This window comes from Actinomycetospora sp. ABD4_176 (genome assembly GCF_056311855.1).
In genome coordinates this window covers 3,919,467-3,945,687 of sequence record NZ_CM149974.1, presented here as the reverse complement: position 1 = coordinate 3,945,687, position 26,221 = coordinate 3,919,467, and the positions used below count along the sequence as shown (strand labels likewise).

The 26,221-nt window shown below is 74.4% G+C and carries 24 protein-coding genes and 1 tRNA gene; 11 read left to right on the top strand and 14 right to left on the bottom strand.

Annotation, left to right across the window (positions count from 1 at the left end; genetic code table 11):
* Window positions 1–6: 6 nt before the first annotated feature.
* Window positions 7–534 (top strand): peptidylprolyl isomerase, encoded by a 528-nt coding sequence (locus ACYX4T_RS19150; RefSeq protein ID WP_476010869.1) that lies wholly within the window; start codon window positions 7–9, stop codon window positions 532–534.
* A gap of 36 nt (window positions 535–570) precedes the next feature.
* The gene (locus ACYX4T_RS19145) at window positions 571–1,449 is read left to right on the top strand and encodes a rhomboid family intramembrane serine protease (RefSeq protein ID WP_476010868.1); all 879 of its coding nucleotides are present in this window, start codon (window positions 571–573) and stop codon (window positions 1,447–1,449) included.
* On the opposite strand, the gene ACYX4T_RS19140 is transcribed toward ACYX4T_RS19145, so the two are convergent.
* Window positions 1,357–1,890 carry a PH domain-containing protein gene (locus ACYX4T_RS19140; protein ID WP_476010867.1) on the bottom strand — a complete coding sequence of 178 codons (534 nt, stop codon included), beginning with the start codon at window positions 1,888–1,890 and terminating at the stop codon, window positions 1,357–1,359. The two genes, ACYX4T_RS19145 and ACYX4T_RS19140, sit on opposite strands and share 93 nt — an antisense overlap.
* 49 nt (window positions 1,891–1,939) lie before the next feature.
* Window positions 1,940–2,194 (bottom strand): cell division protein CrgA, encoded by a 255-nt coding sequence (gene crgA / locus ACYX4T_RS19135; protein ID WP_274231264.1) that lies wholly within the window; start codon window positions 2,192–2,194, stop codon window positions 1,940–1,942.
* A gap of 78 nt (window positions 2,195–2,272) precedes the next feature.
* Here crgA and ACYX4T_RS19130 point away from each other — a divergent pair, with 78 nt between their 5' ends.
* Complete coding sequence (locus tag ACYX4T_RS19130; protein ID WP_476010866.1) at window positions 2,273–2,923, top strand: aminodeoxychorismate/anthranilate synthase component II; 651 nt, start codon at window positions 2,273–2,275, stop codon at window positions 2,921–2,923.
* A 3-nt stretch (window positions 2,924–2,926) separates the two neighbouring features.
* Here ACYX4T_RS19130 and pknB read toward each other — a convergent pair whose 3' ends face one another.
* From pknB to ACYX4T_RS19095, 7 genes are all read right to left on the bottom strand, one after another.
* Window positions 2,927–4,876, bottom strand: coding sequence for a Stk1 family PASTA domain-containing Ser/Thr kinase (gene pknB, locus ACYX4T_RS19125; protein WP_476010865.1), 1,950 nt, complete (start codon window positions 4,874–4,876; stop codon window positions 2,927–2,929).
* A 2-nt stretch (window positions 4,877–4,878) separates the two neighbouring features.
* The gene (locus ACYX4T_RS19120) at window positions 4,879–6,291 is read right to left on the bottom strand and encodes a serine/threonine-protein kinase (protein ID WP_476010864.1); all 1,413 of its coding nucleotides are present in this window, start codon (window positions 6,289–6,291) and stop codon (window positions 4,879–4,881) included.
* Complete coding sequence (locus ACYX4T_RS19115; RefSeq protein ID WP_476010863.1) at window positions 6,291–7,772, bottom strand: peptidoglycan D,D-transpeptidase FtsI family protein; 1,482 nt, start codon at window positions 7,770–7,772, stop codon at window positions 6,291–6,293. The genes ACYX4T_RS19120 and ACYX4T_RS19115 overlap by 1 nt, the downstream gene beginning before the upstream one ends.
* On the bottom strand, window positions 7,769–9,400 hold the full coding sequence (locus ACYX4T_RS19110) for an FtsW/RodA/SpoVE family cell cycle protein (protein WP_476010862.1): 1,632 nt from the start codon (window positions 9,398–9,400) through the stop codon (window positions 7,769–7,771). Before ACYX4T_RS19110 ends, ACYX4T_RS19115 begins: the two co-directional genes overlap by 4 nt.
* A complete protein-coding gene (locus tag ACYX4T_RS19105; protein ID WP_476010861.1) occupies window positions 9,400–10,830 on the bottom strand; it encodes a PP2C family protein-serine/threonine phosphatase in 1,431 nt (476 codons plus the stop codon). Before ACYX4T_RS19105 ends, ACYX4T_RS19110 begins: the two co-directional genes overlap by 1 nt.
* A 76-nt stretch (window positions 10,831–10,906) precedes the next feature.
* On the bottom strand, window positions 10,907–11,389 hold the full coding sequence (locus ACYX4T_RS19100) for an FHA domain-containing protein FhaB/FipA (RefSeq protein WP_274231257.1): 483 nt from the start codon (window positions 11,387–11,389) through the stop codon (window positions 10,907–10,909).
* 19 nt (window positions 11,390–11,408) lie between these two features.
* Window positions 11,409–12,704, bottom strand: a complete 1,296-nt coding sequence (locus tag ACYX4T_RS19095) for a DUF3662 and FHA domain-containing protein (RefSeq protein ID WP_476010860.1) — start codon at window positions 12,702–12,704, stop codon at window positions 11,409–11,411.
* Window positions 12,705–12,876: 172 nt separating this feature from the next.
* Here ACYX4T_RS19095 and ACYX4T_RS19090 point away from each other — a divergent pair.
* Window positions 12,877–12,962 (top strand) — tRNA-Leu (locus ACYX4T_RS19090).
* Between the two features lie 123 nt (window positions 12,963–13,085).
* Complete coding sequence (gene serS / locus ACYX4T_RS19085) at window positions 13,086–14,384, top strand: serine--tRNA ligase (protein ID WP_476010859.1); 1,299 nt, start codon at window positions 13,086–13,088, stop codon at window positions 14,382–14,384.
* 6 nt (window positions 14,385–14,390) lie between these two features.
* Here serS and ACYX4T_RS19080 read toward each other — a convergent pair whose 3' ends face one another.
* A complete protein-coding gene (locus ACYX4T_RS19080; RefSeq protein ID WP_476010858.1) occupies window positions 14,391–15,200 on the bottom strand; it encodes a thioesterase family protein in 810 nt (269 codons plus the stop codon).
* A gap of 27 nt (window positions 15,201–15,227) precedes the next feature.
* Complete coding sequence (locus tag ACYX4T_RS19075; RefSeq protein WP_476010857.1) at window positions 15,228–15,848, bottom strand: antitoxin; 621 nt, start codon at window positions 15,846–15,848, stop codon at window positions 15,228–15,230.
* 268 nt (window positions 15,849–16,116) lie between these two features.
* Here ACYX4T_RS19075 and ACYX4T_RS19070 point away from each other — a divergent pair, with 268 nt between their 5' ends.
* Window positions 16,117–17,649: a serine/threonine-protein kinase gene (locus tag ACYX4T_RS19070; RefSeq protein WP_476010856.1), complete on the top strand. Its 1,533-nt coding sequence runs from the start codon at window positions 16,117–16,119 to the stop codon at window positions 17,647–17,649.
* An 8-nt stretch (window positions 17,650–17,657) separates the two neighbouring features.
* On the opposite strand, the gene ACYX4T_RS19065 is transcribed toward ACYX4T_RS19070, so the two are convergent.
* Together ACYX4T_RS19065 and ACYX4T_RS19060 are read right to left on the bottom strand one after the other, a co-directional pair.
* Window positions 17,658–17,996 carry a DUF397 domain-containing protein gene (locus tag ACYX4T_RS19065; protein WP_476010855.1) on the bottom strand — a complete coding sequence of 113 codons (339 nt, stop codon included), beginning with the start codon at window positions 17,994–17,996 and terminating at the stop codon, window positions 17,658–17,660.
* Window positions 17,997–18,048: 52 nt separating this feature from the next.
* On the bottom strand, window positions 18,049–18,969 hold the full coding sequence (locus ACYX4T_RS19060) for a helix-turn-helix domain-containing protein (RefSeq protein WP_476010854.1): 921 nt from the start codon (window positions 18,967–18,969) through the stop codon (window positions 18,049–18,051).
* 143 nt (window positions 18,970–19,112) lie between these two features.
* Between ACYX4T_RS19060 and ACYX4T_RS19055 the strand changes: the two genes are divergently transcribed.
* Window positions 19,113–19,505, top strand: a complete 393-nt coding sequence (locus ACYX4T_RS19055) for a hypothetical protein (RefSeq protein WP_476010853.1) — start codon at window positions 19,113–19,115, stop codon at window positions 19,503–19,505.
* Between the two features lie 18 nt (window positions 19,506–19,523).
* Here the strand turns inward: ACYX4T_RS19055 and ACYX4T_RS19050 are convergent, their stop codons facing one another.
* The gene (locus ACYX4T_RS19050; RefSeq protein WP_476010852.1) at window positions 19,524–21,881 is read right to left on the bottom strand and encodes a glycoside hydrolase family 65 protein; all 2,358 of its coding nucleotides are present in this window, start codon (window positions 21,879–21,881) and stop codon (window positions 19,524–19,526) included.
* A gap of 132 nt (window positions 21,882–22,013) precedes the next feature.
* On the opposite strand from ACYX4T_RS19050, the gene ACYX4T_RS19045 reads away from it, so the two are divergent.
* From ACYX4T_RS19045 to ACYX4T_RS19030, 4 genes are all read left to right on the top strand, one after another.
* Window positions 22,014–22,991 carry an aldo/keto reductase gene (locus ACYX4T_RS19045; RefSeq protein ID WP_476010851.1) on the top strand — a complete coding sequence of 326 codons (978 nt, stop codon included), beginning with the start codon at window positions 22,014–22,016 and terminating at the stop codon, window positions 22,989–22,991.
* A gap of 49 nt (window positions 22,992–23,040) precedes the next feature.
* A complete protein-coding gene (locus tag ACYX4T_RS19040) occupies window positions 23,041–23,865 on the top strand; it encodes an IclR family transcriptional regulator (RefSeq protein ID WP_476010850.1) in 825 nt (274 codons plus the stop codon).
* Window positions 23,866–23,875: 10 nt separating this feature from the next.
* Entirely contained in the window at window positions 23,876–25,003 is a 1,128-nt protein-coding gene (locus ACYX4T_RS19035; protein WP_476010849.1) for a 5-methyltetrahydropteroyltriglutamate--homocysteine S-methyltransferase, read from the top strand.
* A 227-nt stretch (window positions 25,004–25,230) separates the two neighbouring features.
* On the top strand, window positions 25,231–26,196 hold the full coding sequence (locus tag ACYX4T_RS19030) for a hypothetical protein (RefSeq protein WP_476010848.1): 966 nt from the start codon (window positions 25,231–25,233) through the stop codon (window positions 26,194–26,196).
* Window positions 26,197–26,221: the final 25 nt, after the last annotated feature.

The following is a 26,221-nucleotide window of genomic DNA, read 5'->3' as shown; positions in this document are numbered from 1 at the left end:
GGCCGGGTGACCACCGCCGACACCCCGACCGCCACGCTCCACACCTCCCAGGGGGACATCACCGTCCGGCTGTACCCCAACGAGGCGCCCACGACCGTCGCGAACTTCGTCGGTCTGGCCACCGGAGAGCAGTCGTACAGCGAGCCCAACGCCAAGGGGGGCAGCAGCGGCCCCTTCTACGACGGCACCATCTTCCACCGCGTCATCGCGGGATTCATGCTGCAGACCGGTGACCCGACGGGCACCGGCCGCGGCGGCCCCGGCTACAAGTTCGCCGACGAGTTCCACCCCGACCTGCGCTTCGACCGGCCCTACCTGCTCGCCATGGCCAACGCCGGGCCGGGCACGAACGGCTCGCAGTTCTTCATCACGGTCGCGCCGACCACCTGGCTCAACCGCAAGCACACGATCTTCGGCGAGGTCGCCGACCAGAGCTCCCGCGACGTCGTGGACGCCATCGCGGCCACCGCGACCGGACCGGGCGACCGCCCGGTCCAGGACATCGTGATCAACTCTGTCGAGGTCTCCTCCTGAGGAGCGGCTCCACCGTGATGACCCCGTGAGGACCCCGTGACGGCACCGGGACCCGGCCCCGCCGCGGGTCCGGACGCGGCGCCGTACTGCGTGCGGCACCCCGACCGGCCCACCGCGCTCGCCTGCACCCGCTGCGGGCGTCCCGCGTGCCCCGACTGCCTGCGCCCGGCTCCCGTCGGGGCGCACTGCGTCGACTGCATCGCCGAGGCCAACCGTGCCGGTGGGAACGTCCGCCGCCCGCGGGCCGCGACCGGCGGCCGGCCGGGCGAGCGACCCGTCGTGACGACGACGCTGGTCGTGGTCAACGTCGTCGTCTTCCTGCTCACGGCGGTCGCCGCCGGCAGCGTCTGGGACAACGTCGCCTCGCCGCTCGCCCAGGCCATGTGGCTCGTGCCCGCCGACGTCGCGGCCGGGCAGTGGTGGCGGCTCGTAACCTCGGGCTTCCTGCACATCGGCCCGCTGCACATCGCGGTCAACATGTTCGCGCTGTGGGTGCTGGGCCGGGACCTCGAACTGGTCCTGGGGCGGCTGCGATTCGCGCTGCTCTACGGGGTGTCGCTGCTCGGCGGCTCGGTGGCCGTCGTGCTCCTCGGCGAGACCTATCGCCCCGTCGCCGGCGCGTCGGGCGCGGTGTTCGGTCTGATGGGCGCCCTGCTCGTCGTCCTGCGCCGACTGCAGCTCAACCAGGGCCCGGCGCTGCTGATCGTCGGCATCAACGTCGTCCTGAGCTTCACGATCCCGGGTCTGTCGCTGCTCGGGCACCTCGGCGGCCTCGTCACCGGCCTGCTCGTGGCGACGGTCCTGGTGCACGGACCGGCCCGCTCACGCCCGACCGCCGGGCTCCTCGCCGTCGGCGGGATCGCCGTCGTCCTGCTCGTCCTCGTCGCGGTCCGGGTCCTGACCCTGACCGGTTAGCCGCCGCCCCGCCCGCGCCCGGTGGTGCTGGAGGGCGTCGGCGACCTCGACCGGGTCGGCGCCCAGCTCGAGGCGACCCAGCACGAGCAGCCGTCCGGGGTCCGTGCCCTCGTCGCGGACGTCCACCTCGAGGTACGAGGCGGGCAGGCCCAGCCGGCGCATGCGCACCGACCGCACGGCGTCGACGCGCGTCCACGGCCAGGCGTGCCGCCCGCCGACCCCGCGCAGCGCGAGCCCGTCGGCGTCGGCGCGCAACCGTGGGCGGGCCAGCGCCCCGAACGCCGCGGAGAGGGCCAGGGCGAGCGCGGCGAGACCGGTGAGCAGGCGGCCGGGCGGGTCGGTGGCAGCCACCGCCCAGGCCCCGAGCCCGAGGGCGCCGACCAGGCCGAGCACGACGGTCGGCCAGGGCGCGGCCCACGCCGTCGGCGGCTCGTCGCTCACCTGTCCACAGGGTTCATCCACAGCGGTGGACGAATGACATCGATGTGGTTCAGCGCCAGCGCATGGTCATCAGCAGCGAGACCACGATGAGCCCGAAGCCGATGAGGAAGTTCCACGCGCCGAGGTCCTGCATGAACGGGATCGACTCGGAGGCGAGGTAGTTGACCACCAGCCACGCCAGCCCGATGAGGCCGACGCCGAGCATGATCCCGACGTACAGCGGGTGTGACGGCCCGGCGGGCGCGGGCCCGGCCTTCGGGGGCGGGGTGTAGGCCGGCTTGCGGCGGACCTTGGACTTCGGCACGTCGGCTCCGATCGGGCGAGACACTCGAGCGGCAGTCTAGTGGACCGGGATCGATCTCCGCCCCCGTACGCTGGTCGGATGCGCGTCCTGGTCGTCGACAACTACGACAGCTTCGTCTACAACCTCGTCCAGTACCTCGCGCAGCTCGGTGCCGACCCGGTCGTGCGCCGCAACGACGTCGACGGGGTGGTCGACCTCGTCGACGAGGTCGACGGCGTGCTCGTCAGCCCGGGTCCCGGGACGCCGGAGGGCGCCGGCGCCAGCACCGAGGTCATCCGCCGCTGCGCCGCCGTGGGGCGCCCGATGCTCGGCGTCTGCCTCGGCCACCAGGCCCTCGGCGCCGCGTACGGCGGGGTCGTCGAGCGCGCGCCGGAGCTCCGCCACGGCAAGACCTCGCTGGTGCACCACGAGGGCGCCGGCGTGCTCGCCCGGCTGCGCACCCCGTTCACGGCCACCCGCTACCACTCGCTCACGGTGCTGCCCGACACGCTGCCGGCCGAGCTCGAGCCCACCGGCTGGACCGACGACGGCGTGCTGATGGCCATGCGCCACCGTGAGCTGCCGCTGCACGGCGTCCAGTTCCACCCCGAGTCGGTGCTCACCGAGGACGGCCACCGGCTGCTCGCGACGTGGATGGACCTGTCCGGCCACCCGGTCGACGACGGCGTGGTCCGCGACCTCACCGAGGGCCTGCGGGCGCTGGCGCTCGCCGCCGCCCCGCCGGCCTGAACCTCAGTTCCCGCCGGGGAAGAGCCCGCTGCCGCCGTCCTCGCCCCCGGGCTGGTAGCGGCCGACGACCACCGCCACGCTCGACCCGGGATCGGCGTTCGAGCCGGCGGACGGGTTCTGACTGAGGATCTTCCCGTCCTGCGACGGGTCGTCGACCGACTGCGAGGTCCGCTGCAGGTTGCCGCCGCGGAAGCCCGCGTTGACCAGCGTCTGCACCGCCTCCGACGGCAGCTGCCCGACCAGCGACGGCACCTGGACCTGGCCCTCGCTGCCCCGCGACACCCGCAGCGTCACCGTCGAGCCGCTCGACACCGTCGAGCCGGATCCCGGGTCGGTGGCGACGACGGTGCCCGCGGCCCCGCTCCCGTCGACCTCGGTGACCTCGACCTGCAACCCCACGCCCTCGAGGGTCGTGGTCGCGGTCTGGCGGTCCTGGCCGACGACGTCGGGCACGCGCAGCGTCTCGCGCTCCCGACCGATGGTCAGCTGCACCGGCGTGCCCGGCGCCAGGAACTGCCCGGCCGCCGGCTCCTGGGCGAGGACACGACCGATCTGGCGCGCGTCGTCGACCTCGCGCTGCTGGGGTACCGGCGCGAGGGTCAGGCCGAGGCGCTGCACGCTCGCCTGGGCCTCGTTCGCCGTCTGCCCCGTGAGGTCGGGGACCTGGACGCGGTCGGGACCCCGCCCGACGCGCAGCTCGACGACGCTCCCCGACGGCACCTCGAGCCCGCCGCTGGGGTTGGTGGTGACGACCTGGCCCACCTGCTCGGGTGTCGACGCCACGGGCATGACCGTCGGGCGCAGGCCCGCGGAGGACAGCGTCTGCAGCGCCGCGGCCTGCTGCTGCCCGACGACGGTCGGGACCGCGACGGTGTTGGCCCCCGGCGAGAACAGGAAGTACACGCCGGCCAGCGCGGCGAGCAGTGCGAGCACGGCGACGAACCCGAGGGCGCGCCGGCGCCCGCGCCGGCGCCGGGCCTCGGACTGCTCGGCCTGCCAGGCGGCGAAGTCGTCGACCTCGTCGACGGGTCCGGTGCCGCCGGCGACCGGCTGGCCGCCGGTCATGTAGTCGTCGCGCTCCTGCGCGGTCATCACCGCCGGCGCGCCCACCCGCTCGCCGGACAGGACGCGGTAGAAGTCCTCGCGCATCTCGTCGGCGGTCTGGTACCGGTTCGACGGGTTCTTGGCCAGCGACTTCAGCGTGATGGCGTCGAGCTCCGGCGGCACCCGCGGGTTGATCTCCGAGGGCGCGGGCGGGTCCTCCCGCACGTGCTGGTAGGCGATCGCGACCGGCGAGTCGCCGGTGAACGGCGGGCGCCCGGTGAGCAGCTCGAAGAGCACGCAGCCGGTGGCGTAGACGTCCGAGCGGGCGTCGACGGACTCGCCGCGGGCCTGCTCGGGCGAGAGGTACTGGGCGGTGCCGATGACCGCGGCGGTCTGGGTGACCGCGGGCTGGGCGTCGGACAGCGCCCGGGCGATGCCGAAGTCCATCACCTTCACCGCGCCGGCCGTGGTGATCATGATGTTGGCCGGCTTCACGTCGCGGTGGATGATCCCGTGACGGTGGGAGAAGTCGAGCGCCGCGCAGACGTCCGCGAGGACCTCGCAGACCCGGAAGGGCTCCATGGGCCCCTCGGTCTTGACGATGTCGCGCAGCGTCCGCCCCGCCACGTACTCCATGACGATGTAGGGCAGCGGCACGTCGTCGGTGGGCGTCTCGCCGGTGTCGTAGACGGCGACGATCGCGGGGTGGTTCAGCGCGGCGGCGTTCTGGGCCTCGCGGCGGAAGCGGATCTGGAACTGGGGGTCGCGGGCCAGGTCGGCGCGCAGGACCTTGATGGCCACGTCCCGGCCGAGCCGGACGTCGCGGCCGCCGTGCACCTCGGACATCCCGCCGTAGCCGAGCGCGGGCCCGAGCTCGTAGCGGTCGGACAGGAGCCGTGGGGTCGTCATCCTCAGAACTCCTGACAGGTGACGGTCACGGTCTCCCCGCGCGGGACGTCACCGGTCGGGGAGAGGTAGAGCACCCGGCACCGCGACGGGTCCGACGGGTCGCCGCCGAGGATCGTCGACACCTCGGGGTCGAGGCCCGACTCGCGCAGGGCGGCCGAGGCCACCGAGGCCGGGCGCCCGACGTAGTCGACCGGGTTGACCGACACCCCGTTCGCGGCGGACGAGGACGTCGTGGTGCGCGAGCTCCGCGTGGTCGTCGGGCTCGGCGTGGTGGTGGTCGACGAGGCCGTGGTGCTCGCGGCCGGGGGCGGCGGGCTCGACGTCTCGACCGAGTTCATCACCCAGAGCACGCCCGCGACGAGCAGCAGCGCCACGAGGGCGAGCGCGGCGACGGTGCCCCAGGGCCCGCGGCGCCGGGGCTCCTCGGGGCGCGACGCCCAGCGGTCGGGGCGCTCGGCCCCGCGCGGCGGCGACGGCTCGCGCGACATCGCCGGCGCGACGCGCGTCGACGGGTTGACGCGCTCGGTGGGCGCGCTGCCACTGCCCGGCAGCGGGAGCGGCTCGCCGCGCCGGACCGCGCCGACGGCCTGCGCGAACTCGCCGCCGGTCGCGTAGCGCTGCCGCGGGTCCTTGGCCAGCGTCGCCTCGATGAGCTGGCGGACCACCGGCGGCACGTCGTTCGGCAGCGGCGGCAGCGGGTCGCGGATGTGCATCATCGCGACCGTCACGGCGTTCTCCGACAGGTACGGGCGCCGCCCGGCCAGGCACTCGTAGCCGACGACACCCAGCGAGTAGACGTCGGAGGCGGGGCCGGCGTCGCCGCCGCCGGCCTGCTCGGGCGCGATGTAGTGCGCCGTGCCCATGACCATGCCCGAGCGCGTCACCGGCGCCGCGTCGACGGCCTTGGCGATGCCGAAGTCGGTGATCTTCACCTGGCCGGTCGGCATCACGAGGATGTTGCCGGGCTTGACGTCGCGGTGGACCAGCCCGCGCTCGTGCGCCGCCTCGAGCGCCCAGCCCGACTGCTCGAGGATGTCGAGGGTGTAGTCGACGCCCAGGCGCCCGTGCACGGCGAGGATCTGGGCCAGCGGCTCGCCGCGGACCAGCTCCATGACGAGGTAGGCGGTGGGCACCTGCACGGTGCCGTTGGCCGTCTGCCACTCGGTGGTGGTCTCGCCGTAGTCGTGCACCGCGGTGACGCCCGCGTTGTTCAGCGAACCGGCGGTGCGCGCCTCGGTGCGGAAGCGGTGCAGGAACTCGGGGTCGCCGGTGAGCTCCGCCTTGAGGATCTTCACCGCGACGGCGCGGCCGAGCCGGGCGTCCTCGGCCTCCCAGACCTCGCCCATGCCGCCGACCGCGATGCGCCGGCCGAGGCGGTAGCGGTCGCCGATGAGCGAGCCGGTGGTGGGGGCCATCAGTTGTCGCCCCCCAGGGCCGCGGCGATGACCGCGCGGCCGATCGGCGAGGCCACCGACCCACCGGTGGCCTCCTCGCCCCGGTTGCCGCCGCGCTCGACGATCACCGAGACGGCGATCTGCGGGTCGGGCACCGGGCCGAAGGCGTCGTACCAGGTGTGCGGCGGGTTGGTCTTGGGGTTCGCGCCCCACTCGGCCGTGCCGGTCTTGGACGCGATCTGCACGCCCGGGATGCGGCCCTGACCCGAGCCGTTGTTCTCCGAGCCGATCATCAGCCGGGTCAGCGTGTTCGCCGTCGACTGCGAGAACGCGCGCCCCGTGCTGTCCGGCTCGGTCCGCTCCACCGTCGAGAGGTCCTGGCCCTGGATCTGGGCGACCGTGTGCGGGGCCGTCGTCACCCCGCCGTTGGCCACGGTCGCGGCGATCATCGCGTTCTGCAGCGGCGTCAGCCGCACGTCGCGCTGGCCGATACCGGACTGCGCGAGCGAGGCGCCGTCGTCGAGGTCGCCGACCTCGGAGGCCTGGACGGGCATCGGAACGGTGAGCCCCGGGTTGCCGAAGCCCAGCGACGTCGCCATCTGGCGCAGGCGGTCCGGGCCGACCTGCACCGCGAGGTTGGCGAACGGCCCGTTGCAGGACTTCGCGAACGCCGTGGCGAACGGCACCGTCGCGCCGGGCCCGCACGGCTTGCCGTCGTAGTTCTCCAGCGTCGTCGTGCTGTCGGGCAGCGTGATCCGCGGCGCCGCGGTCACCGGGGCCTCGGGCGTGATGAGCCCGGCCTCGAGCGCCGCCGCCGTGTTGACGATCTTGAAGGTGGACCCGGGCGGGTAGGTCTCGCTGATCGCGCGGTTGGTCAGCGTCGGCGGGTCGTCCTCGGTGAGCTCGTTCCACGCCCGCTGCTGGACGGTGCCCGAGTGGCTGGCCAGCGGGTTCGGGTCGTAGGACGGCGTCGAGACCATGGCGAGGATCTCGCCGGTCTGCGGGCGGATCGCCACCACCGAGCCCTGGTAGCCGCGCGAGGTCATCGCCTCGTAGGCGGCGCGCTGCACCCGCGGGTCGATCGAGAGGACCACGTTGCCGCCGGCCGGGTCGCGACCGGTGATCGCGTCGGAGATGCGACGCACGAAGAGGCGGTCGTCGGTGCCGTTGAGCACCGGGTCCATCGCCCGCTCCATGCCGCCCGCGCCGTAGATCTGCGAGTAGTAGCCGGTCACGGGCGCGTAGAGCGGGCCGTCGGTGTACTCGCGCAGGTAGCGCAGCCGGTCGCCCGGGTCGGGGCTCTGGACGCTCCGGGCGAGCACCTCGCCGCCGGCCGAGATCTGGCCGCGCTGGCGGGAGTACTCGTCCAGCAGGACACGGGCGTTGCGGGGGTCCGCGCGGTACTCGTCGGCCTTGACGACCTGGATCCAGGTGGCCTGACCCAGCAGCAGCAGGATCAGCACCATGACCGCGAGGGAGACCCGTCGCAGCGGGGTGTTCACTCTCCTCGGGTCCTTCCTCGCGGGGCGGGGCCGGGATGGCCTCCGGGGGCGGCGTGACCGGCGTGACCCACCGGTCCCGCGGTGGCGTCCTGGTGGCGCACGCCCTGCGGCGGGGTGCGCACCTGGTCGCGCGAGACCATCTCGGTGCTCGCCTCGGCCAGCGGCGCGAGCGGGGCCTGCGGACCCGCCGGGGTGCCGGGACGCTTCTCCTGCGCCGGCTGCCGGGCCGCGTTCGACACCCGCAGGACCAGCGCCACGAGAGCGTAGTTGGCGACGAGCGACGAGCCGCCGTAGGACACGAACGGCGCGGTGATGCCGGTGTTCGGGATGAGGTTGATGACGCCGCCGACGACGACGAACACCTGCCAGGCGAGGGCCCAGCCGAGTCCGGCGGCGAGCAACTTGCCGAAGGTGTCGCGCACGGCCAGCGCGCTGCGCATCGCCCGCGTGGCGAGCACGCAGTAGATGACCAGCAGGGCCGCGATGCCGACGAGGCCGATCTCCTCGCCGAGCGAGGTGAAGATGAAGTCGGTGCTCGAGAAGGGCACGAGCTCGGGGCGCCCGGCGCCGAGCCCGGTGCCGCCCATGCCGCCGGTGGCCAGCCCGAACAGCCCCTGGCTGACCTGGAAGCCGCGGCCGTTGTAGTCGGCGAACGGGTCGAGCCACACCGAGACGCGGACCTGGACGCGCGAGACGAACGTCCACGCCGCGAAGGCGCCGGCGCCGAAGATCGTGAGACCGATGATCACCCAGGAGATGCGCTCGGTCGCCACGTAGAGCATCACGAGCACGATCCCGAAGAACATCAGCGAGGTGCCGAGGTCGGACTCGAAGACCAGGACCGCCATCGCGACGCCCCAGGCGACGAGCAGCGGCCCGAGGTCGCGGGGCCGGGGGAACGTCATCCCGAGGAAGTGCTTGCCGGCGCTGGTGAACAGGTCGCGCTTGACCACCAGGAACGACGCGAAGAAGACGACGAACAGGATCTTCGCGAACTCACCGGGCTGGATGCTCGCCGGGCCCAGGCGGATCCAGATGCGGGCACCGTTGACCTCGGAGAGCGAGGCGGGCAGCACCGCGGGCAGCGCCAGCAGGATCAGCCCGACGAACCCGGCGGTGTAGCCGTAGCGCGCGAGCGTGCGGTGGTCGGGCACGAGCCAGAGCACGCCGACGAAGAAGACGAGACCGATCGCGGTCCACCCGACCTGGCGCACCGCCTCCTGGGCCGGCTCCTCGTTGCCCAGGCTCGCGGCGCGTGCGATCCGGGCGAGGTCGATCCGGTGGATCATCACCAGCCCGACGCCGTTGAGCAGCGCGGCCAGCGGCAGCACCAGCGGGTCGGCGTAGGGCGCGAACTTGCGGACGGCGAGGTGCGCGAGCGCCAGCAGGGCCAGGTAGGCCGCGCCGAGGTAGAGCAGCGCCCAGGTGAGCTCCTGCTCCTGGTTCGCCTCGACCAGCACCAGCGCGCCGGTGGTGATCACCGCGGCGAAGGCGAGCAGCGCCAGCTCGACGCCGCGGCGCGTGGAGACGGCGGCCGCGATGGCCGGCCGCAGCGCGGTGCGGTCGGCCGGCCGCTCGACGCCGGGCACCCCGGGCGCCCCGGCGCCGGGGGCGGTGGGCCGCGTCATCACGGGACCCGGCAGTCCCGGCCCGGGACCTGCGGCTCGGTCGGCGCGGCGGACGCGACGGGCGCCTGGCCGGCGGCGGTGTCGGGCGTCCCGGGGACGGGCGCCGGCGCGCCGCCGGGGGCACCGGGCACCGCACCCGGGACGGCGCCGGGCACCGCACCCGGCACGGCACCGGGCACCGCGCCCGGGACGGCGCCGGGTACCGGGGTGGCGGCCACGGGCTCGCACGGCGGCAGCATCTGCTCGGTCCGCAGCCGGTCGACCGTCTGCTGGGCGCCCGGGAGGTCCTCGACGCGGATGCCGTCGCCGGCGAGCTGCTGGCGCGCGACGGGCGTGAGGTCGGCGACGCGCACCCCGGAGTCCTCCGCGACGCTCTGCAGCGAGACGCCGAGGAACGAGCCGGGCACGCCCTGGTAGATGACCACGGTGTCGTCGTCGCCGGCGACGTAGTACTGGCTCGACACGTAGACGGTCGCGGCGAGCACGGCGATGCCGGCGAGCGCGACGACGGCCAGCGCGGCGAGGGCCAGGCGCAGGCGCGTGCGACCGGGACGGCGGCGCGCGGACTCGGAGGCGGCGGGTGCGGGGCGCGCCTCGGGCTCGCTGCGGGTCAGCGTCGCGGCGGAGGCGCGCGCGGCCGCGGAGTCACCGGGCGGGGGGTCGGCGCGACCGTCGCCGGCGGCGCCGCCGTAGATGGGGTCGTGCTCGCCGTAGTCGACGTCCACGACGTCGGCGACGATGCAGGTGACGTTGTCCGGGCCGCCGCCCTTGAGGGCGAGCTCGATGAGGCGGTCGGAGCAGTCCTGCGGGTCGGGGATCGTCAGCGCGTCGGCGAGCGTCTCGGCGCTCACGACGCCGGACAGGCCGTCGGAGCACAGCAGGTAGCGGTCGCCGGAGCGGGCCTCGCGCACCGTCAGCGCGGGCTCGACGTCGTGGCCGGTGAGCGCGCGCAGCAGCAGCGAGCGCTGGGGGTGGCTGGCGGCCTCGTCCTCGGTGATCCGGCCCTCGTCGATCAGCGACTGCACGAACGTGTCGTCGCGGGTGATCTGCGTGAGGACGCCGTCACGGAACAGGTAGGCCCGCGAGTCGCCGACGTGGACCATGCCCAGCCGGCTGCCGGCGAAGAGCACCGCGGTCAGCGTCGTGCCCATGCCGTCGAGGTCCGGCTCCTCGGCGACGAGCTCGGTGATCGCGTCGTTGCCCTGGGCGGTGGCCTCGGCGAGCTCACCCAGGAGGTCGTCGCCGGGCTCGTCGTCGTCGAGCGGCACGAGCGCGGCGATGACCAGCTTCGAGGCCACCTCGCCGGCCGCGTGTCCGCCCATGCCGTCGGCGAGGGCGAGCAGGCGCGGGCCCGCGTAGACCGAGTCCTGGTTGTTCTGCCGCACCAGGCCCCGGTCACTGCGAGCGGAATAGCGCAGCACCAGGGTCACGGGTCGATCCTGCACGGGAGGGGACAGGGCGTCGTCACCCGGGTCCGGATGGGGGCCCGACCGAGCGGCGAGCTGGTCATGAGCGGAGCTCGATGACCGTCTTGCCGATCCTGATCGGGGTGCCCGCGGGGACCCGGGTGGGTCCGGAGACCTTGTTGCGGTCGAGGTACGTGCCGTTGGTCGACCCGAGGTCCTCGACGTACCAGTCGTCGCCCGACTGGGAGATGCGTGCGTGCCGGGTCGACGCGTAGTCGTCGTCGAGCACCAGCGTCGAGTCGTCCGCCCGCCCGATCATAATCGGACGGCCGTCCAGGGCGATGCGGGTGCCCGCGAGGGCACCGGCGGTGACGATCAGGGCACGCGGCCCCGAGCGGCCGCCGCCGCGGGCCGGCTTGGACGTTCCCCCGCGTGTCGGGGGACGTCGTCCGCCGGGCGCCGCGGCCCGCAGACCCGAGGCCGCGTAGAGGTCGCTGCGGACGACCCGCAACGCGGCGAGGACGAACAGCCACAACAGGGCCAGGAAACCGGCCCGCGTGATCTGGAGGACGAGTTCGGGCACGCCGACGGGCCTTCGGGCCTCAGCCCTGCGCGCGGAACAGCAGCGCGGAGTGCCCGACCCGGATGGTGTCGCCGTCGGCGAGCTGCCAGGTCTGCACGGGCGTGCCGTTGACCGTCGTGCCGTTGGTCGACCCGAGGTCGGACAGGGTGGCCTGCTGGCCGTCCCAGTTGATCTCGAGGTGACGACGCGACACACCGGTGTCCGCGAGGCGGAACTGGGCGTCCTGGCCGCGACCGATGACGTTCGAGCCGTTGACCAGCTGGTAGGAGCGGTTCGAGCCGTCGTCCAGCGTCAGCGACGCGGTCATCTGGCGGGTCTGCACGCCGCCGTAGCCGCCCTGCTGGCCGTACTGGTCGTAGCCGCCCTGCTGGCCGTACGGGTCGTACCCGCCCTGGCCGTACTGGCCGCCGTAGCCGCCCTGCTGGCCGTAGGGGTCGTAGCCGCCCTGCTGCGGGTAGCCGCCCTGCTGCGGGTAGCCCTGGGGCTGGCCGTACTGGTCGTAGCCCTGCTGGCCGTACCCCGGCTGCTGGTAGGGGTCGTAGCCGGGCTGCGGCTGGCCGTAGCCCTGCGGCTGGCCGTACTGGTCGTAGCCCTGCTGCCCGTACCCCGGCGGCTGGCCGTACTGGTCGTAGCCCTGCTGGCCGTAGCCCTGCTGCGGGTAGCCGCCCTGCTGGCCGTAGGGGTCGTAGCCACCCTGCTGCGGGTAGCCGCCCTGATGCGGGTAGCCCTGCGGCTGCCCGTACTGGTCGTACCCGCCCTGCTGGCCGTAGCCCTGCTGCGGGTAGCCCCCCTGCTGCTGCTGCGGGTAGCCGCCCTGCTGGCCGTAGGGGTCCTGCGGGTAGTTGCCGTCGCGACCCTGCTGGTCGTCCGGGTAGCGACCGGGTGCCTGACTCATGGGCTGTTCTCCTGCGGATCGGGGGCTCGCGGCCCGTCGCCGCGACGCGTCGGGGTCAACGGACGACCTGGTGCGGAACTGTCCCGTGTGCAGCGCGTCGGAACGCTCCAGAGAGACTACGACCTCACCGTATGTCTCCCACCCGCCCTCTGTGAGGTGCTCCTCCACGACCTCGATGAGCGAGTGGGTGATGGTCTCCTCGTCGCCGGCCAAACGTTCGTGGTCTGCGGGACTGAGCACCACCGTGTACTGATTGGGCGCCAGGCGACGCCCACCTGCCAACTCTCGCACGCCGTCCTCCGCCTCCCGGCGAAGGCCCTGTGCGATCTCCTGCGGGACGACCTTGCCACCGAACACGCGTGCGAAGGCGTCACCCACCAGTCCTTCGAGCTTGCGCTCGAAGCGCTGTGCGCGCCCCACCGCGATCCCTCCTCGTCCGACGCTCGCGCGGTCGTCCCGTCACTGCTGCCCCGTCCGGAGTGTCGCCACACCGGCCGGGAGGCCTCGATGGTATCGGTCGCCTCCTCGCCGGTGCCGACCTCCTTCCGAGCGCGTCGGAGGGCACGTGCTAGCGTTTTCCACAGATCACTCCGGGCGAGTGGCGGAATGGCAGACGCGCACGGTTCAGGTCCGTGTATCCGGAAGGATGTGGGGGTTCAACTCCCCCCTCGCCCACCAGCACTCCCTTCGATCTGCGGGCCCCGGTCGTGACCCACGGCCGGGGCCTTTGCTCATCCCGGAGGGGGTCGTGCCGGGGACCGCCGTCCCGGAGCCCGCAGACCGCCGGAGAGGACCGACGCGATGCACGACGCACGCCTCCTGCTCGAGCTCGGCGACGAGGCGGTGCGCCGCCTCGACCGCCGGGGCTACAAGCTCGACCTCGCGGGTCTGGAGGCGATGTCGTCGCGGCGGGCGAGCGCGATCGGGACGGTCGACGAGCTGCGCGCGGAGTCCCGGCGCGCGGCCGCCGAGGTCGGGAAGGCCGCGAAGTCGGGTGCGTCGTCGGCGGACGTGGACGCGCTGAAGGAGCGCGCGCGCGAGCTCAAGGAACGCATTCGCGAGGCGGAGGACGAGGTCGAGGCCGCCGAGGCGGCGCTGCGCGACCTGCTGCTCGTCATCCCGAACCTGCCGGCCGACGAGGCGCCCGACGGCGACTCCGAGGACGACGCCGTCGAGGTGCGCCGCGTCGGCGAGCCCCCGGCGTTCGGGTTCACCCCGCGCGACCACGTCGAGCTCGGCGAGGCCATGGGCATCCTCGACTTCGGCCGGGCGGCGAAGCTCTCCGGCGCCCGGTTCTCCCTCGCCCGCGGGCCGGGCGCGGCGCTGGAGCGCGCCATCGCCTCGTTCTTCCTGGCCCTGCACACGGGGCGGCACGGCTACACCGAGTTCTCCCCGCCCTACCTCGTGAGCGGGCAGACCATGACCGGCACCGGCCAGCTGCCCAAGTTCGAGGAGGACCTCTTCCGGACCGCCACCGGCGACCGGGGGCTCTATCTCATCCCCACCGCCGAGGTGCCGCTCACCGCGCTGCACGCCGACGAGATCCTCCCCGCCGAGACGTTGCCGCGCGCCTACACGTCCTGGACGCCGTGCTTCCGGTCCGAGGCCGGCTCCTACGGCCGCGACACCCGCGGCATCCTGCGGCTGCACCAGTTCTCGAAGGTCGAGCTGGTGCGCCTGTGCGCCGCGGAGGAGTCCTCCCGGGAGCTCGAGGTGATGCTCGGCCACGCCGAGGCCTGCCTGCAGGAGCTGGGCCTGGCGTACCGGGTGATCCGCCTCGCCGCGGGCGACATGGGCTTCAACGCCCGGCTCACCTACGACATCGAGGTGTGGCTGCCCGGCCAGGACACCTACCGCGAGATCTCCTCCTGCTCGGACTGCGGCACCTTCCAGGCACGCCGCTCGGGCATCCGCAGCAAGGACGCCCACGGCGGGCGGGGCCAGGTCGCGACGCTCAACGGCTCGGGCCTGCCGATCGGGCGCACCATGGCCGCCATCCTCGAGCAGTGCCAGTCCGAGGACGGCTCGGTGACGCTGCCCGAGGTGCTCGCCCCGTACGCGGGCTTCCGGCGGATCCTCGCCGACGGCACCACGGAGTAGGAGCCCCTACCGGCGGATCGCCGCCAGCTGGTGGGCGTGACCGACCAGCCGGCCCGCGGGGTCCCAGGCGCGGCACGACTCGTGCATGCGGTCGGCGCCGGCGTGCTCCACCCACTGCGTGACCCGCAGCGGACCCGGGGCGGGCTCGGTGACCACGTGCGCCGAGAGCGACATCGTCGGCGACCAGCCCAGCACGCCCATGTCGAACGTCGCCGGCGGCAGCACGTCGAGCACCACCAGCAGGCCCTCGGGCGTCCAGGGCTCGCCGGAGTCGAGGGCGGCCCAGCCCGAGATGCGGCCCTCGCCCGACGGCGCCCCACGGAGGAAGCCGGTGGTGCGCGGGTCGAGGCGGGTGTCGACGACGTCCATGATCGGTAGCGAGCCGCGGCCGTCGTCGGTGCTCGACGGGCTGCGCGGGCAGTCCTCGAACGGGGTGAGCTCCGGCGGGGGCGGTTCGACGTCGTGCGGCGACGGCGTCGCGGGCGGGCCGAGGACGCACGCGGCCTCGACCGCCGGGCCGCCCTGGTCGAGGCGCACGCGCAGCTGCGACGCCCCGCGCCCGAGCCGCAGCACGGTGACCTCGAGGGACGCCGGCCCGGGCTCGGGGGCCTGCAGGAACGTGCCGGTCACCGCCTGCGGGCAGGTGTGCTCCGGACGCTGCGCGGCGACCGTCTCGCGGGCGGCCCGGGCCAGCACGGCGAGGAGGTAGCCCCCGTGCAGCTTCGGGCCGATGCTCCACTGCTCGTCGAGGAGGACGGTGTAGCGCCCGGACTCCTCGGTGGGCTCGGGGCGCGTGGCCTTCTCGAACTCAGCCACGCGCGGCTCCGGTGGGTGTCGCCGGCCTCACGACCGCGGCGGGCGCGGCCGGTCGCCGGCTCCGCCGTCGGGGTCGCGCGGCGGGTGGGTCGGGCGGCCCGGGTCGGTCGGGGTGTCGGACGGCGCGGGGCCGGCGCCGGGGCGGGCGGTCGGCGGTCCGACGGGGCCCGTGGCGGGCTCGCCGACCCCACCGGGCCCGGTGGTGGAGGCGCCCGGGCCGGCCGGCGCGCCCTCGGCGTGCGGCGGGGTCGGGTCGGCGCCGCCCGCGTCCGGGGCGCTCGGCGTCTGCGTGCCGGGGGGCTGGTTGCCCGAGGGCCGCGGGCCGGGGGTGCCGGCGGCGCCCTGTGGGCCCGCCGTACCGGCGGTACCGGGGGTGCCGTGCTCGGTGCCGTCGCCGGCCGCCGCGCCCGGCGCCTGCGGGTCGCCCGTGCCCTGCTTGGCCGCCCAGCCGACGCCCTCGCCGACCTTCGCCTCGGCCCGCCCGATCTGGTCGGCGTACTTGCCGCCGGTCTTCTGGTCGACCCAGCGCGCGGCCTTGCCGATCGCGCCGCGGATGCTCTGCTCGTTGTCGGCCACCTTCTTGCTGGCCGTGTCGCGCAGGTCGTTGGCGAACTGCTTGCCCTGCTGCACGTAGTCGTCGCGGCTCATCGGTCCTCCACGGTCCGGGCGGAGCTCTGGACCGGCACGGTACCCGCGGGATCGCCCACCCCACACCCTGTCGAGGGCACCTCCGCCCGGGGGGAGGAGGTGCGGAGGTATCGCCGCGGGCGGGCCGTGCGGCAGGGTGGCCGTCGGTCGTGGCGAGCGGCCAGGCACGATGGGCGGGTGGACCCGGGGAGCCGGGCCCGCCGTGACGAGTGACGAACGACGAGCCGGCACGCGCCGGGGTGGACGGGGAACGAGGAGGCGCGCGGGCGTGAGTTCGACGGAGGCGGGCCCGCCGCCCACCGTGGGCGGCGGGCGCTACACCCTCGGCGACCTCATCGGCCGCGGCGGCGCGGCCGAGGTGTTCCGTGCCCGTGACGAGCTGCTCGGGCGCGACGTCGCCGTCAAGCTCTTCCCCGCCGGCGTCGGCGAGGCCGACGAGTCCCGGCGCCAGCGCGAGGTCCAGACGCTCGCCGGGATGAACCACCCCGGCCTGGTGACGATCTACGACGTCGGCCAGGAGCGCGACCGTGCGTACTTCGTCATGCAGCTCATCGAGGGCGAGTCCCTCGCCGACCGCATCCGCGGCGGCCCGCTCGCGCTCGGCGACGTCGTCGCCCTCGGTACCGCCCTCGGCGACGCGCTCACCTACGTCCACCGCCACGGCGTCGTCCACCGCGACATCAAGCCCGGCAACGTGCTGCTCGACATGGACGGCCGCCCGCACCTGTCGGACTTCGGCATCGCCGTGCTCGCCGACGCCACGAACATCACCGCGACCGGCATGGTCATCGGCACGGCGTCGTACCTGTCGCCGGAGCAGGTCCGCGGCCAGCAGGTGGGCCCGGCGTCGGACGTCTACGCGCTGGGCCTGGTGCTGCTCGAGTGCATCACCGCCCGCCGCGAGTACCCGGGCAACGCCCTCGAGGCGGCCGTCGCCCGGCTGCACCGCGCGCCCGAGATCCCGCCGGACCTGCCGGCGCCGCTGGGCAACCTGCTCGCGGCGATGACCGTCGACGAGCCCCTGGAGCGCCCCACCACCGAGCAGGTGGTCGGCGAGCTGCGCATGATGGCCCGCGAGGCCGGGATGGACGCCCAGACCGTGCTCGCCCCGGCGCCGGCCACGGGCAGCGGCGCGATGCGCACGACGGCGATGGGCCCGGGCACCGGCGCCACCGCGTACGCCCCGATGGGCGGGACCGCGAGCGGGCCGACGCGCCGCATGTCCACCCCGCCCGGCGGCTACGGCCCCGCGGCGGGTGCGGCGGGTGCGGCGGGTGCGGCGGGTGCGGCGGGTGCCGCCGGGGCCTACGGGGCCTACGGGTCCACGGGCGCGTACGGCGCGGCCGACCCGACGGCGCTCGTCGGTCCCGACGACCCGCGGACCGGCGGGGCCGCCGCGGCGCCGCGCCGGGGCCGGCGGGCCGCGGTCGTCGCGCTGCTGGCGCTGCTGCTCGCCGGCGGGGTCGGGGGCTACTTCCTGCTCTCGAACCGGGAGGAGGCGGCGCCGCCCGCGCTGCCCGTGCCCCCGCCCGTGCTGACGACGAGCAGCACGACAACCACCGAGCAGGAGACGACCACCCGCTCGCGGCGGACGACCACCCCGGCGCCGACCACGACGGTCGCCCCGCCCCCGGTGACCACCACGACCCGGACGACCACGGTCGCGCCTCAGCCCGGCGGGGGTGGCGGTGGCGGTGACGACGACGGAGGCACCGGCGGTGGCGGCGGTGGCGGCGGAGACGTCACCTCCTCCGTCCCGGCTGTACCGGCGCCGGGCGGCGGCGCCAACGGCACCGGCTGAACGCAGGCTCAGCCCCCGGCCACGCCGCCGAACTCGCCGGCGAGCACGCCGCGCCGGAAGGCGACCCACTCGTCGTCGCGGAAGTGGAGCACCGCGCCCGAGGCGGTCTCGTGCACGACGCGGGCGTCGTCCTCGTGCACCGTCACCTCGACGGCACCGTTGGCCGAGGGGGCGTCGCGGGCGACCTCGTCGAGGAACGCCGACCAGGCCCGGCGGTCGAGGTGCAGCACGGCACCCTCGCCGTGCTCCTTGGTGTCGCGGAGGTAGGTGTCGCCGTCGGCCTCGAGGACCTCGACGCAGCTCGCGCCGTTGGAGCTGAAGCTGGAGGTCCGCCATCCGTGGGTCATGGGCACGTCTCCTTGCACGGGGGGAGCGGTGCGGCGGCGGTGCCGGCCCCGGTCAGGAGCGCAGTGCCGCACGCCGGGTGCGGATCACCTCGAGCGAGGCGTCCTCCGGCAGCGCCGCGGAGCGGAGTCTGGCAGCGGCCGTGCGGTATCCGCCAATCCGGTCGGGATCCTGGACGTAGACCGCCCCGTCCTGGAACTCCACGTAACCGATCGATCGCGCAGCGTCGAAATCCAGGAGCGTGAACTCGCCGTCCAGCCCGTCGTGCACCGCGACGGCGAGCGGCATCACCCGGATGACGACGTTGTCCTGCTCCGAGAGGCGCAGGAGGTGGTCGAGCTGCTCGGCCATCACCGCCGGGCCGCCGACGAGGCGGTCGAGGATGGTCTCCTCGATCACCGCCTCGTAGTGCAACGGCCGGCCGTCGTCGTGCAGGCGCTGCTGGCGGGCGAGGCGCAGGCCCACCACGCGCTCCACGTCGACGACCGGCACGCGCAGCGCGTCCTCGAGCAGCGCGGTGGCGTAGGCGCGGGTCTGCAGCAGCCCGTGCAGCAGCAGCGGCTCGTAGGCGAACGCGGCCGTCGCCAGGCCCTCGAGCCCGACGAAGGTGCGCAGCCAGTCGGGGACGACGTCGGCGAACGGCGCCCACCAGGTCCCGCGGTCGGCGTTGGACGCGAGCGTGGCGAGCCGGCCGATGTCGCTCGTGGCCGCGCCGTAGGACTGCAGGAGCCGCGCGACCTCGTCGGGACGCTGCTGGTTCTTGCCCTGCTCCAGGTAGTTGATCTTCGCGTGGGTGCAGTCGAGGACCCGCGCCGCGGCGGTCTGCGTGTGCCCGGCCTGCTCCCGCGCTGCCCGGAGCTCGTTCCCGATCAGCCAGCGCAGGGCGCTCGGGTCGGACCGGTCCGGCCCCCGCGGTGTGTCCGTGTCGGCGGAACCGGCCTGTCCGGCCCCGCTGCGCTGCGTGTCCCCCTGCACGCGCCGAGTCCCCCTCGAGCCCCCGTGCGGCGCCGCCGGTCGGCGCCGGTCGCCCGGAAGGGTAGCCATCTCCCGCGACACGAACCGGTGAACTACGCTTCCCGCTACATGTAACAGTGCTGGCGCGCGATGTGGGGGTCCTCGTGTCCGAACCGTCTGCCGTGCGCCCCGCCTCCCCGACGGTCCCCGCGACGCCCGGCGAGGCGACCTGGATCCTCCCGGCCGAGCCGGCCTCCGGCACCACGACGACCACCGCCACCGGGCACCGCGCCACGCTGACCCACTGCCGCTGCGGTCTCCCCGTCGGCGGCGACGGCTACGACGTGTCCGTCGACCCCGAGCCCCACGACGTCGTGTCGGTGACCGTGCTCGGCCAGGTGCCGGGCGTGGCACGCTGGGACCGCGGCCCCGACGGCCTCTGGCACCCGGGCCGCTCGCGCTACCAGGCGCCGACCCCGCCGGTGCCCTGGCGCGCGCTGGGCGTGTGCGCCGCCCGGCGGCGGCACCGGATCGTGCCGGTACGCCGCGTGGGGTGAGCTCGGCTCGGCGCGACGCTAGGCGTGGCGGCGGAAGAGCGGGGCCCGTCCGGGCGGCTGCTCGACCTCGCCGACCGCCGGCGGCGGCGGCACGTCGAGGGTCACCGGCTCGTCGGTCGACACCGTGAACTCCTCGCCGTGGTGGCCGAGCTCGAGGTCGTCGCCCTTCTCGAGGGTGTAGGTCGCGTGCGCGCCCTCGATGGCCACGTGCACCGACCGCCCCCGCCACTGGATGCGGAACCGCAGGCCGGACAGCGCCGCGGGCAGGCGCGGCGCGAAGGTCAGCCGCCCGTCGTGGGTGCGCATCCCGCCGAGGCCCATGACGATCGCCGTCCACGCGCTGCCCAGCGCCGCGAGGTGGACGCCGTCGCGGACGTTGTGCTCGAGGTCGGCGAGGTCCATCTGCGCCGACTCGCACAGGTAGTCGTAGGCGAGGTCCATGTGCCCGGTCTCGGCGGCCATCACCGCGAGCGTGCCGGGGGACAGCGACGAGTCGCGGACGGTGATCCGCTCGTAGTAGACGAAGTTGTCGTGCTTCTGCTGCGGGGTGAAGGCGTCCGGGCACTGGACCATGGCCAGCACCAGGTCGGGCTGCTTGACGACCTGCTTGCGGTAGAGGTCGAAGTACGGGTAGTTGAGCAGCAGCGGGTAGTGCTCCTCGGGAGTGTTCTCGAAGTCCCACACCGCGTGGCGGGTGAAGCCCTCGCTCTGCTGGTGCACGCCGAGGCCCTCGTCGAACGGGATCACCATGGCGGTCGCGGCCGACCGCCAGCTCGCCACCTCCTCCGGGCTGACGTGCAGCCGCTCGGCCTCCCGCGGCCACCGGACCGCCGCGTCGGCGGCCCCGCGCAGGTTCTTCTGCGCCATGAGGTTGGTGTAGACGTTGTTGTCGGCCACCGCGGAGTACTCGTCGGGGCCGGTGACGCCGTCGATGCGGAACGCGCTGTCGCTGTCGTGGTGGCCCAGCGAGCGCCAGAGCCGTGCGGTCGCGACGAGCAGGTCGACGCCGACGGTGCGCTCGAACTCGCGGTCGTCGGTGGCGGCGACGTAGCGCATGACGGCGTCGGCGATGTCGGCGTTGACGTGGAACGCCGCGGTGCCCGCCGGCCAGTAGCCCGAGCACTCCTCGCCGTTGATGGTCCGCCAGGCGAACGCCGCGCCGTCGAGCCCGAGGTGGGCGGCGTGGGAGCAGGCGATGTCGAGCGTCGAGTGCCGCCAGCGCAGGGCGTCGGCGGCCGCGCGCGGCTGGGTGTACATGAACACCGGCAGGACGAACGTCTCGCCGTCCCAGAAGCAGTGACCGTCGTAGCCCTGGCCGGTCAGGCCCTTCGCGCCGATCGCCCGGTGCTCGGCCCGGGCCCCGGCCTGCAGCACCTGGAACAGGCAGAATCGCAGCGCCTGCTGCAGCCGCGGGTCCCCGTCGATCTCGAGGTCGGCCTTCTCCCAGAACGCGTCGAGGTACTCGCGCTGCGCGTCGAGCAGGCCGTCCCAGCCGGTGTAGACCGAGGCGTCGAGCGCGGCCTCCACCTGGTCGACGATCGCGGGCTGCGAGCGCTGGCTCGACCAGCCGTAGGCCATGTACTTCACGACCCGCAGCGTCTGCCCGGGCTTGAGGCGCGTGATGACGGTGGTGCGCCCCACGTTGTTCGAGCAGGAGCTCGTCACCTGCGCGTCGTCGGGACCGAAGACCTGGTGCTCCATGGCGGCGCCGACGCGCAGCTCGGAGCGCCGGGTCTGGTGGGTCATGCGCGCGCCGTGGCTCGAGTTGGAATGGTGCTCGGGCACGAGCACGTCCTGCAGCGCGGCCGCCACGCGCGGGTCGCCCTCGATGACGGGCATCTGCTCGTTGGCGAAGAGCTCGGACTGGATGACGAGCAGGGCCTCCGAGCCCGCGTCCTCGGGCACCGCGACCTCGTAGGAGATGGCCGCGACCGCGCGCTGGGAGAAGGACACCATGCGCGTCGAGGTGACGGTGACCCGCTGCCCGTTGGGCGAGGTCCAGTCGACGTGGCGAGTCAGGGTGCCCGCGCGCATGTCGAGGGTGCGGTGGTGGGCGTGCACCTCGCCGTAGCGCACGTCGAGCGGCTCGTCGTCGACGAGCACCCGGATGAGCTTGCCGTTGGGGACGTTGACCAGCGTCTGGCCCTCGTCCGGGAAGCCGAAGCCGCCCTCGGCGTGGGGCAGCGGGCGGGACTCGAAGAACGAGTTGAGGTAGGTGCCGGGCATCGCGTGCGGCTCCCCCTCGTCGAGGTTGCCGCGCATCCCGACGTGGCCGTTGGCCAGCGCGAACAGCGACTCCGTCTGCGGCAGGGCGTCGAGGTCGACGCGCGGCTCGTGCACCGTCCACGGGTCGACCCGGAAGGCGTTGGTGATCACGGGGAGCTCCTTCGTCGACTCCGGACGCGCGCACACCCGCGCCCCTCGGCCCGCCGGAGCCTCGGTCTCCCGCGGAGGTCGGCGGGAGCGTATCCGCCGGATGTTTCCTCCTTCGGGCCTACGGTGGTCGGCATGGTGTCCCGCGTCCGCATCCCCCGCACCGACCTCGAGGTCCACCCGCTCTGCCTGGGCGGCAACGTGTTCGGGTGGACCGCCGACGCCGAGACCTCGGCCGCCGTGCTCGACGCGTACCTCGACGCCGGCGGCGACTTCGTCGACACCGCCGACTCCTACACCTGGCGCGTCGAGGGCAACACCGGCGGCGACTCCGAGCGGGTGCTGGGCGGCTGGATGGCGGCGCGCGGGGTGCGCGACCGCGTGGTCGTGGCCACCAAGGTGGGGTCGTGGCCCGAGCGTCCGGGGCTGTCGCCGGAGAACGTCCGCGCCGCGTGCGACGACTCGCTGCGCCGGCTGCGCACCGACCACATCGACCTCTACTACGCCCACCGCGACGACCCGGACACGCCGCTCGAGGACGCGCTGGGCGGGTTCGACGAGCTCGTGCGGGCCGGCAAGGTCCGCCACGTCGGCCTGTCGAACTTCTCGGCCGAGCGCCTGACCTCGGCGCTCACCGTCGCCGAGCACCACGGGCTCACCCGGCCGGTCGCGCTGCAGCCGCACTACAACCTCGTCGAGCGGGCGGTCTACGAGGACGAGCTCGCCGACGTCGCAGCGTCCGCGGACCTCGGCGTCATGCCGTACTTCTCGCTGGCCAAGGGCTTCCTCACCGGCAAGTACCGCCCCGGTGACTCCCCGGACACGAGCGGCCCGATGGCCTCGGCGCGCGCCGGCGGCGCGGTGGAGTACCTCGACGACCGGGGCGTGCGCGTGCTCGGGGTGCTGGAGCAGGTCGCGGGCGCGCACGGGGTGCCGATGGCGTCGGTGGCCCTCGCGTGGCTGGCGGCCCAGCCGACCGTCACCGCGCCCATCGCGTCGGCCCGCAGCGTCGAGCAGCTGCGCACGATCCTGCCGATGGCGGACCTCGAGCTCGCCGACGACGAGGTCGCCGCCCTCACCGCGGCGTCGGAGGACACCCGCCTGGACGCGTGAGCCGCGCTCCGGTGGCAGGGCGCGCGCGGCTCGGGTTCGCTGTACTCCTGTGAGCGCGCTCTCGTCGGTGCACCGCGCCCTCCAGGTGTTGGAGGTCGTCGCGGCGGCGGGGGACGGCATCACGGCGAAGGCGGTGGCGCGCCGCCTCGAGTACAACCTGTCGACGACCTACCACCTGCTCGACAGCCTCGTCTCCGACGGCTACCTCGTGCGGCTGGAGGCCTCGCGCGGCTTCGGGCTGGGGCCGAAGCTGCCGGCGCTGCACGACCGGCTCGTCGCCCAGCTGCCGGTGCCCCGAGGGCTGGGCGGGATCCTCGGCGAGGTGCACGGCACCGCCGGCGCGGGCGCGCTCTACGCGGCGTTCCGCGACGACGACGTCGTGGTGGTCGCGCACGACGACTGCGCCGAGCACCCGGTGCCCGTCATCTCGACGTGGCGCGGCGCGCTGCACGCGACGGCGATCGGGAAGCTGTGGCTCGCCGAGTGCGGCGCGGCCGAGCGGCGCGCGGTCCTCGACCGCGACGGCCTGCCCGCGCACGCCTACCGCACGATGACCGACCGCGCGGCGCTCGAGCGCGAGCTCGACGCCGTGCGCCGCCGCGACCTCGCCGTCGACCGTGGTGAGCTGCGGGAACGCCTGGCCTGCATGGCCGCTCCCGTGCGCGTGCCGGGCGCCGACGGCCCGGTGCTGGTGGGCGCGGTCGCGGTGGCCGTGCCGGTCGTCCCCGCCGGCGGTCCCGGCAGCATCGCCGACCGTCGCGACCGCCTCGAGCGCGCCGTGCGCGAGGGCGCGCGCCGGCTGACGGTGGCCCTCCGGGATCCCGTTTCCACTGGGTGGGACGACGGCGGGCCGGGCGCCGTGCGGCGCGGATAACCTCCCGTGCATGAGTGCCCGGACCAGCGCCCCGTTCCGCGCCGACCACGTCGGGAGCCTCCTGCGCCCGCCCGCCCTCAAGGCGGCCCGCGACGACCACGCCGCCGGTCGCATCGACGCCGACGCCCTGCGCGCCGCCGAGGACGAGGCGATCCGCGAGGTCGTGAAGCTCCAGGAGGACGCCGGCCTGCAGGCGGCCACCGACGGCGAGCTGCGCCGCACGTCGTGGCACATGGACTTCCTCTACCAGCTCGACGGCGTCTCCTCGTCGAAGGACAGCTCGGTCGAGGTCGCGTTCCGCAACTCCTCGGGCGACATCACGTTCGCGGCCATGTCGCTGGTGATCGACCAGCGCATCGGGCTCTCGCAGACCATCTTCGGCGACGCGTTCTCGATGCTCGCCTCGACGGTGACGACGGCCGTGCCGAAGCTGACGATCCCCTCGCCGTCGATGCTGCACTACCGCCTCGGCGGGGCCCCGGTGCACGAGGGATCGCCGTACACCGACGCGGACACCTTCTGGGCCGACCTCGCGGCGGCGTACCGCGCCGAGGTCTCGCGGCTCTACGACCTCGGCGTGCGCTACCTGCAGCTCGACGACACCTCGCTGGCCTACCTCAACGACCCGGCCCAGCGGGAGTCGATGGCCGCGCGCGGCGAGGACGCCGACCACATGCACGTGCGCTACGTGGACACGATCAACGAGGTGCTCCGCGACCGCCCGTCGGACCTGCGCGTCACCACGCACATGTGCCGCGGCAACTACCGCTCCTCCTGGGCGGCCGAGGGCGGCTACGACCACGTCGCCGAGACCGTCTTCGGCGGCCTGCAGGTCGACGGCTTCTTCTGCGAGTACGACGACGCCCGCTCCGGCGACTTCTCGCCCCTGCGCTTCCTGCCCCGCGGCGACCAGCAGGTGGTGCTCGGTCTCGTGACCACCAAGACCGGCGAGCTCGAGGACCCCGACACGCTCAAGCGCCGCATCGAGGAGGCGACGAAGTACGTGCCGCTCGAGCAGCTCTGCCTCTCCCCGCAGTGCGGCTTCTCCTCGACGGTCGAGGGCAACGACCTCACCGCCGACCAGCAGCGCGCGAAGCTCGACCTCGTCGTCTCCGTGGCCCGCGACGTCTGGGGCTGACCCCGCCCTTTCGCGCCCAAGGACGAACGAACGGCGCTCTCGCTGCTTCCGAAGCAGCGAGAGCGCCGTTCTTGTTCTCGACGGCACCGCCGATCGCGACTCCGTGTCCTCCACGTGGGCGAAGAACGCCGCGAGCGGGGTCTTCCGTCGTCCACAGGGGACGCCGTCATCCCCGGACGACGACGTGTGCGTACCTCGCCCTCGTCGACAGGCCGGATGGTGGAGGCATGCCGCGCCGACCCCGCCGTCCGGGACCGACCTGGAGCGAGCTGGCCGCTCTCGCTCCCCGGCGCGTCGTCGCCGTCGCCGACCTGGTGGCCGCCGGGATGTCGTCGTCGACCGTCGCTCGTCGCATCCGTCGCGGGCTGTGGCAACGCCCGGTGCGCGGGACGGCGCTGCTCCAGAGCGGCCCGCCGACCCGGGACCAGCGCGTCGAGACCGCCCTGGTCTACGCGCGCCCCGACCCCGTGGTCACCGGCGTCGACGCGGCCCGGCGCCACAGTCTTCGCCGGCTCCCGGCCACCGACGACGTCCACGTCCTCGTGGCCGCGGACCGGCGCCTCACGTCGAGCGGGTTCGTGGTGGTCGAGCGCACCGAACGCCTGCCGACGCCGATCGTCCGCGACGACGTACCCGTGGCCCCGCTCGAGCGGGCGGTCGTGGACACCCTGCGGCGGTGCCCGGACCGCGACGAGGTGCGCGCGCTCCTGGCCGAGGTGGTCGGCGCCCGGCGGTCGACCGTCGCGCGGCTGCGCAACGAGCTCGAAGCAGGCTCGCAGCGAGGAACCGGGTTGGTGCGGGAGGTGCTCGTCGAGATCGAGGACGGGATCCGGTCGGCGACCGAGGGCTGGGCACGGGACCTGCACGCGCGCAGTGACCTGCCGCCGGTCCTGTGGAACCCCTCGGTGATGCGGGCCGACGGGCGGCTCCTGGGCCGGCCGGACGGCTGGTTCGACGACGTCGGGCTCGCGTGGGAGATCGATTCCTTCGAGTTCCACCCCGACGGCGACGACGCGACCGCGCGGCGACGGGCCGACTTCGTCGCCGCGGGTGTGATCGTCGTGAGCCATCGCCCGCGGCGACTGCGCACGGAGCCGCAGCGGGTGATCGACGAGGTGTGGAGCCACTACCTCCTCGCCGCCTCGCGTCCGCGCCCGCTCGTCCGGGCCGTCCCTGTCCGCGAGGCCGCCTAGCCCGGTTGGCCCAGGGCACTGATGC

Excerpts from the sequence above, each read along its gene's own strand:
- ACYX4T_RS19130 (WP_476010866.1), top strand. The coding sequence starts at position 2,273 with ATGCGCGTCCTGGTCGTCGACAACTACGACAGCTTCGTCTACAACCTC.
- pknB (WP_476010865.1), bottom strand. The coding sequence starts at position 4,876 with ATGACGACCCCACGGCTCCTGTCCGACCGCTACGAGCTCGGGCCCGCG.
- ACYX4T_RS19120 (WP_476010864.1), bottom strand. The coding sequence starts at position 6,291 with ATGGCCCCCACCACCGGCTCGCTCATCGGCGACCGCTACCGCCTCGGC.
- ACYX4T_RS19110 (WP_476010862.1), bottom strand. The coding sequence starts at position 9,400 with ATGACGCGGCCCACCGCCCCCGGCGCCGGGGCGCCCGGGGTGCCCGGC.
- serS (WP_476010859.1), top strand. The coding sequence starts at position 13,086 with ATGCACGACGCACGCCTCCTGCTCGAGCTCGGCGACGAGGCGGTGCGC.
- ACYX4T_RS19075 (WP_476010857.1), bottom strand. The coding sequence starts at position 15,848 with ATGAGCCGCGACGACTACGTGCAGCAGGGCAAGCAGTTCGCCAACGAC.
- ACYX4T_RS19065 (WP_476010855.1), bottom strand. The coding sequence starts at position 17,996 with ATGACCCACGGATGGCGGACCTCCAGCTTCAGCTCCAACGGCGCGAGC.
- ACYX4T_RS19045 (WP_476010851.1), top strand. The coding sequence starts at position 22,014 with ATGGTGTCCCGCGTCCGCATCCCCCGCACCGACCTCGAGGTCCACCCG.
- ACYX4T_RS19035 (WP_476010849.1), top strand. The coding sequence starts at position 23,876 with ATGAGTGCCCGGACCAGCGCCCCGTTCCGCGCCGACCACGTCGGGAGC.
- ACYX4T_RS19030 (WP_476010848.1), top strand. The coding sequence starts at position 25,231 with ATGCCGCGCCGACCCCGCCGTCCGGGACCGACCTGGAGCGAGCTGGCC.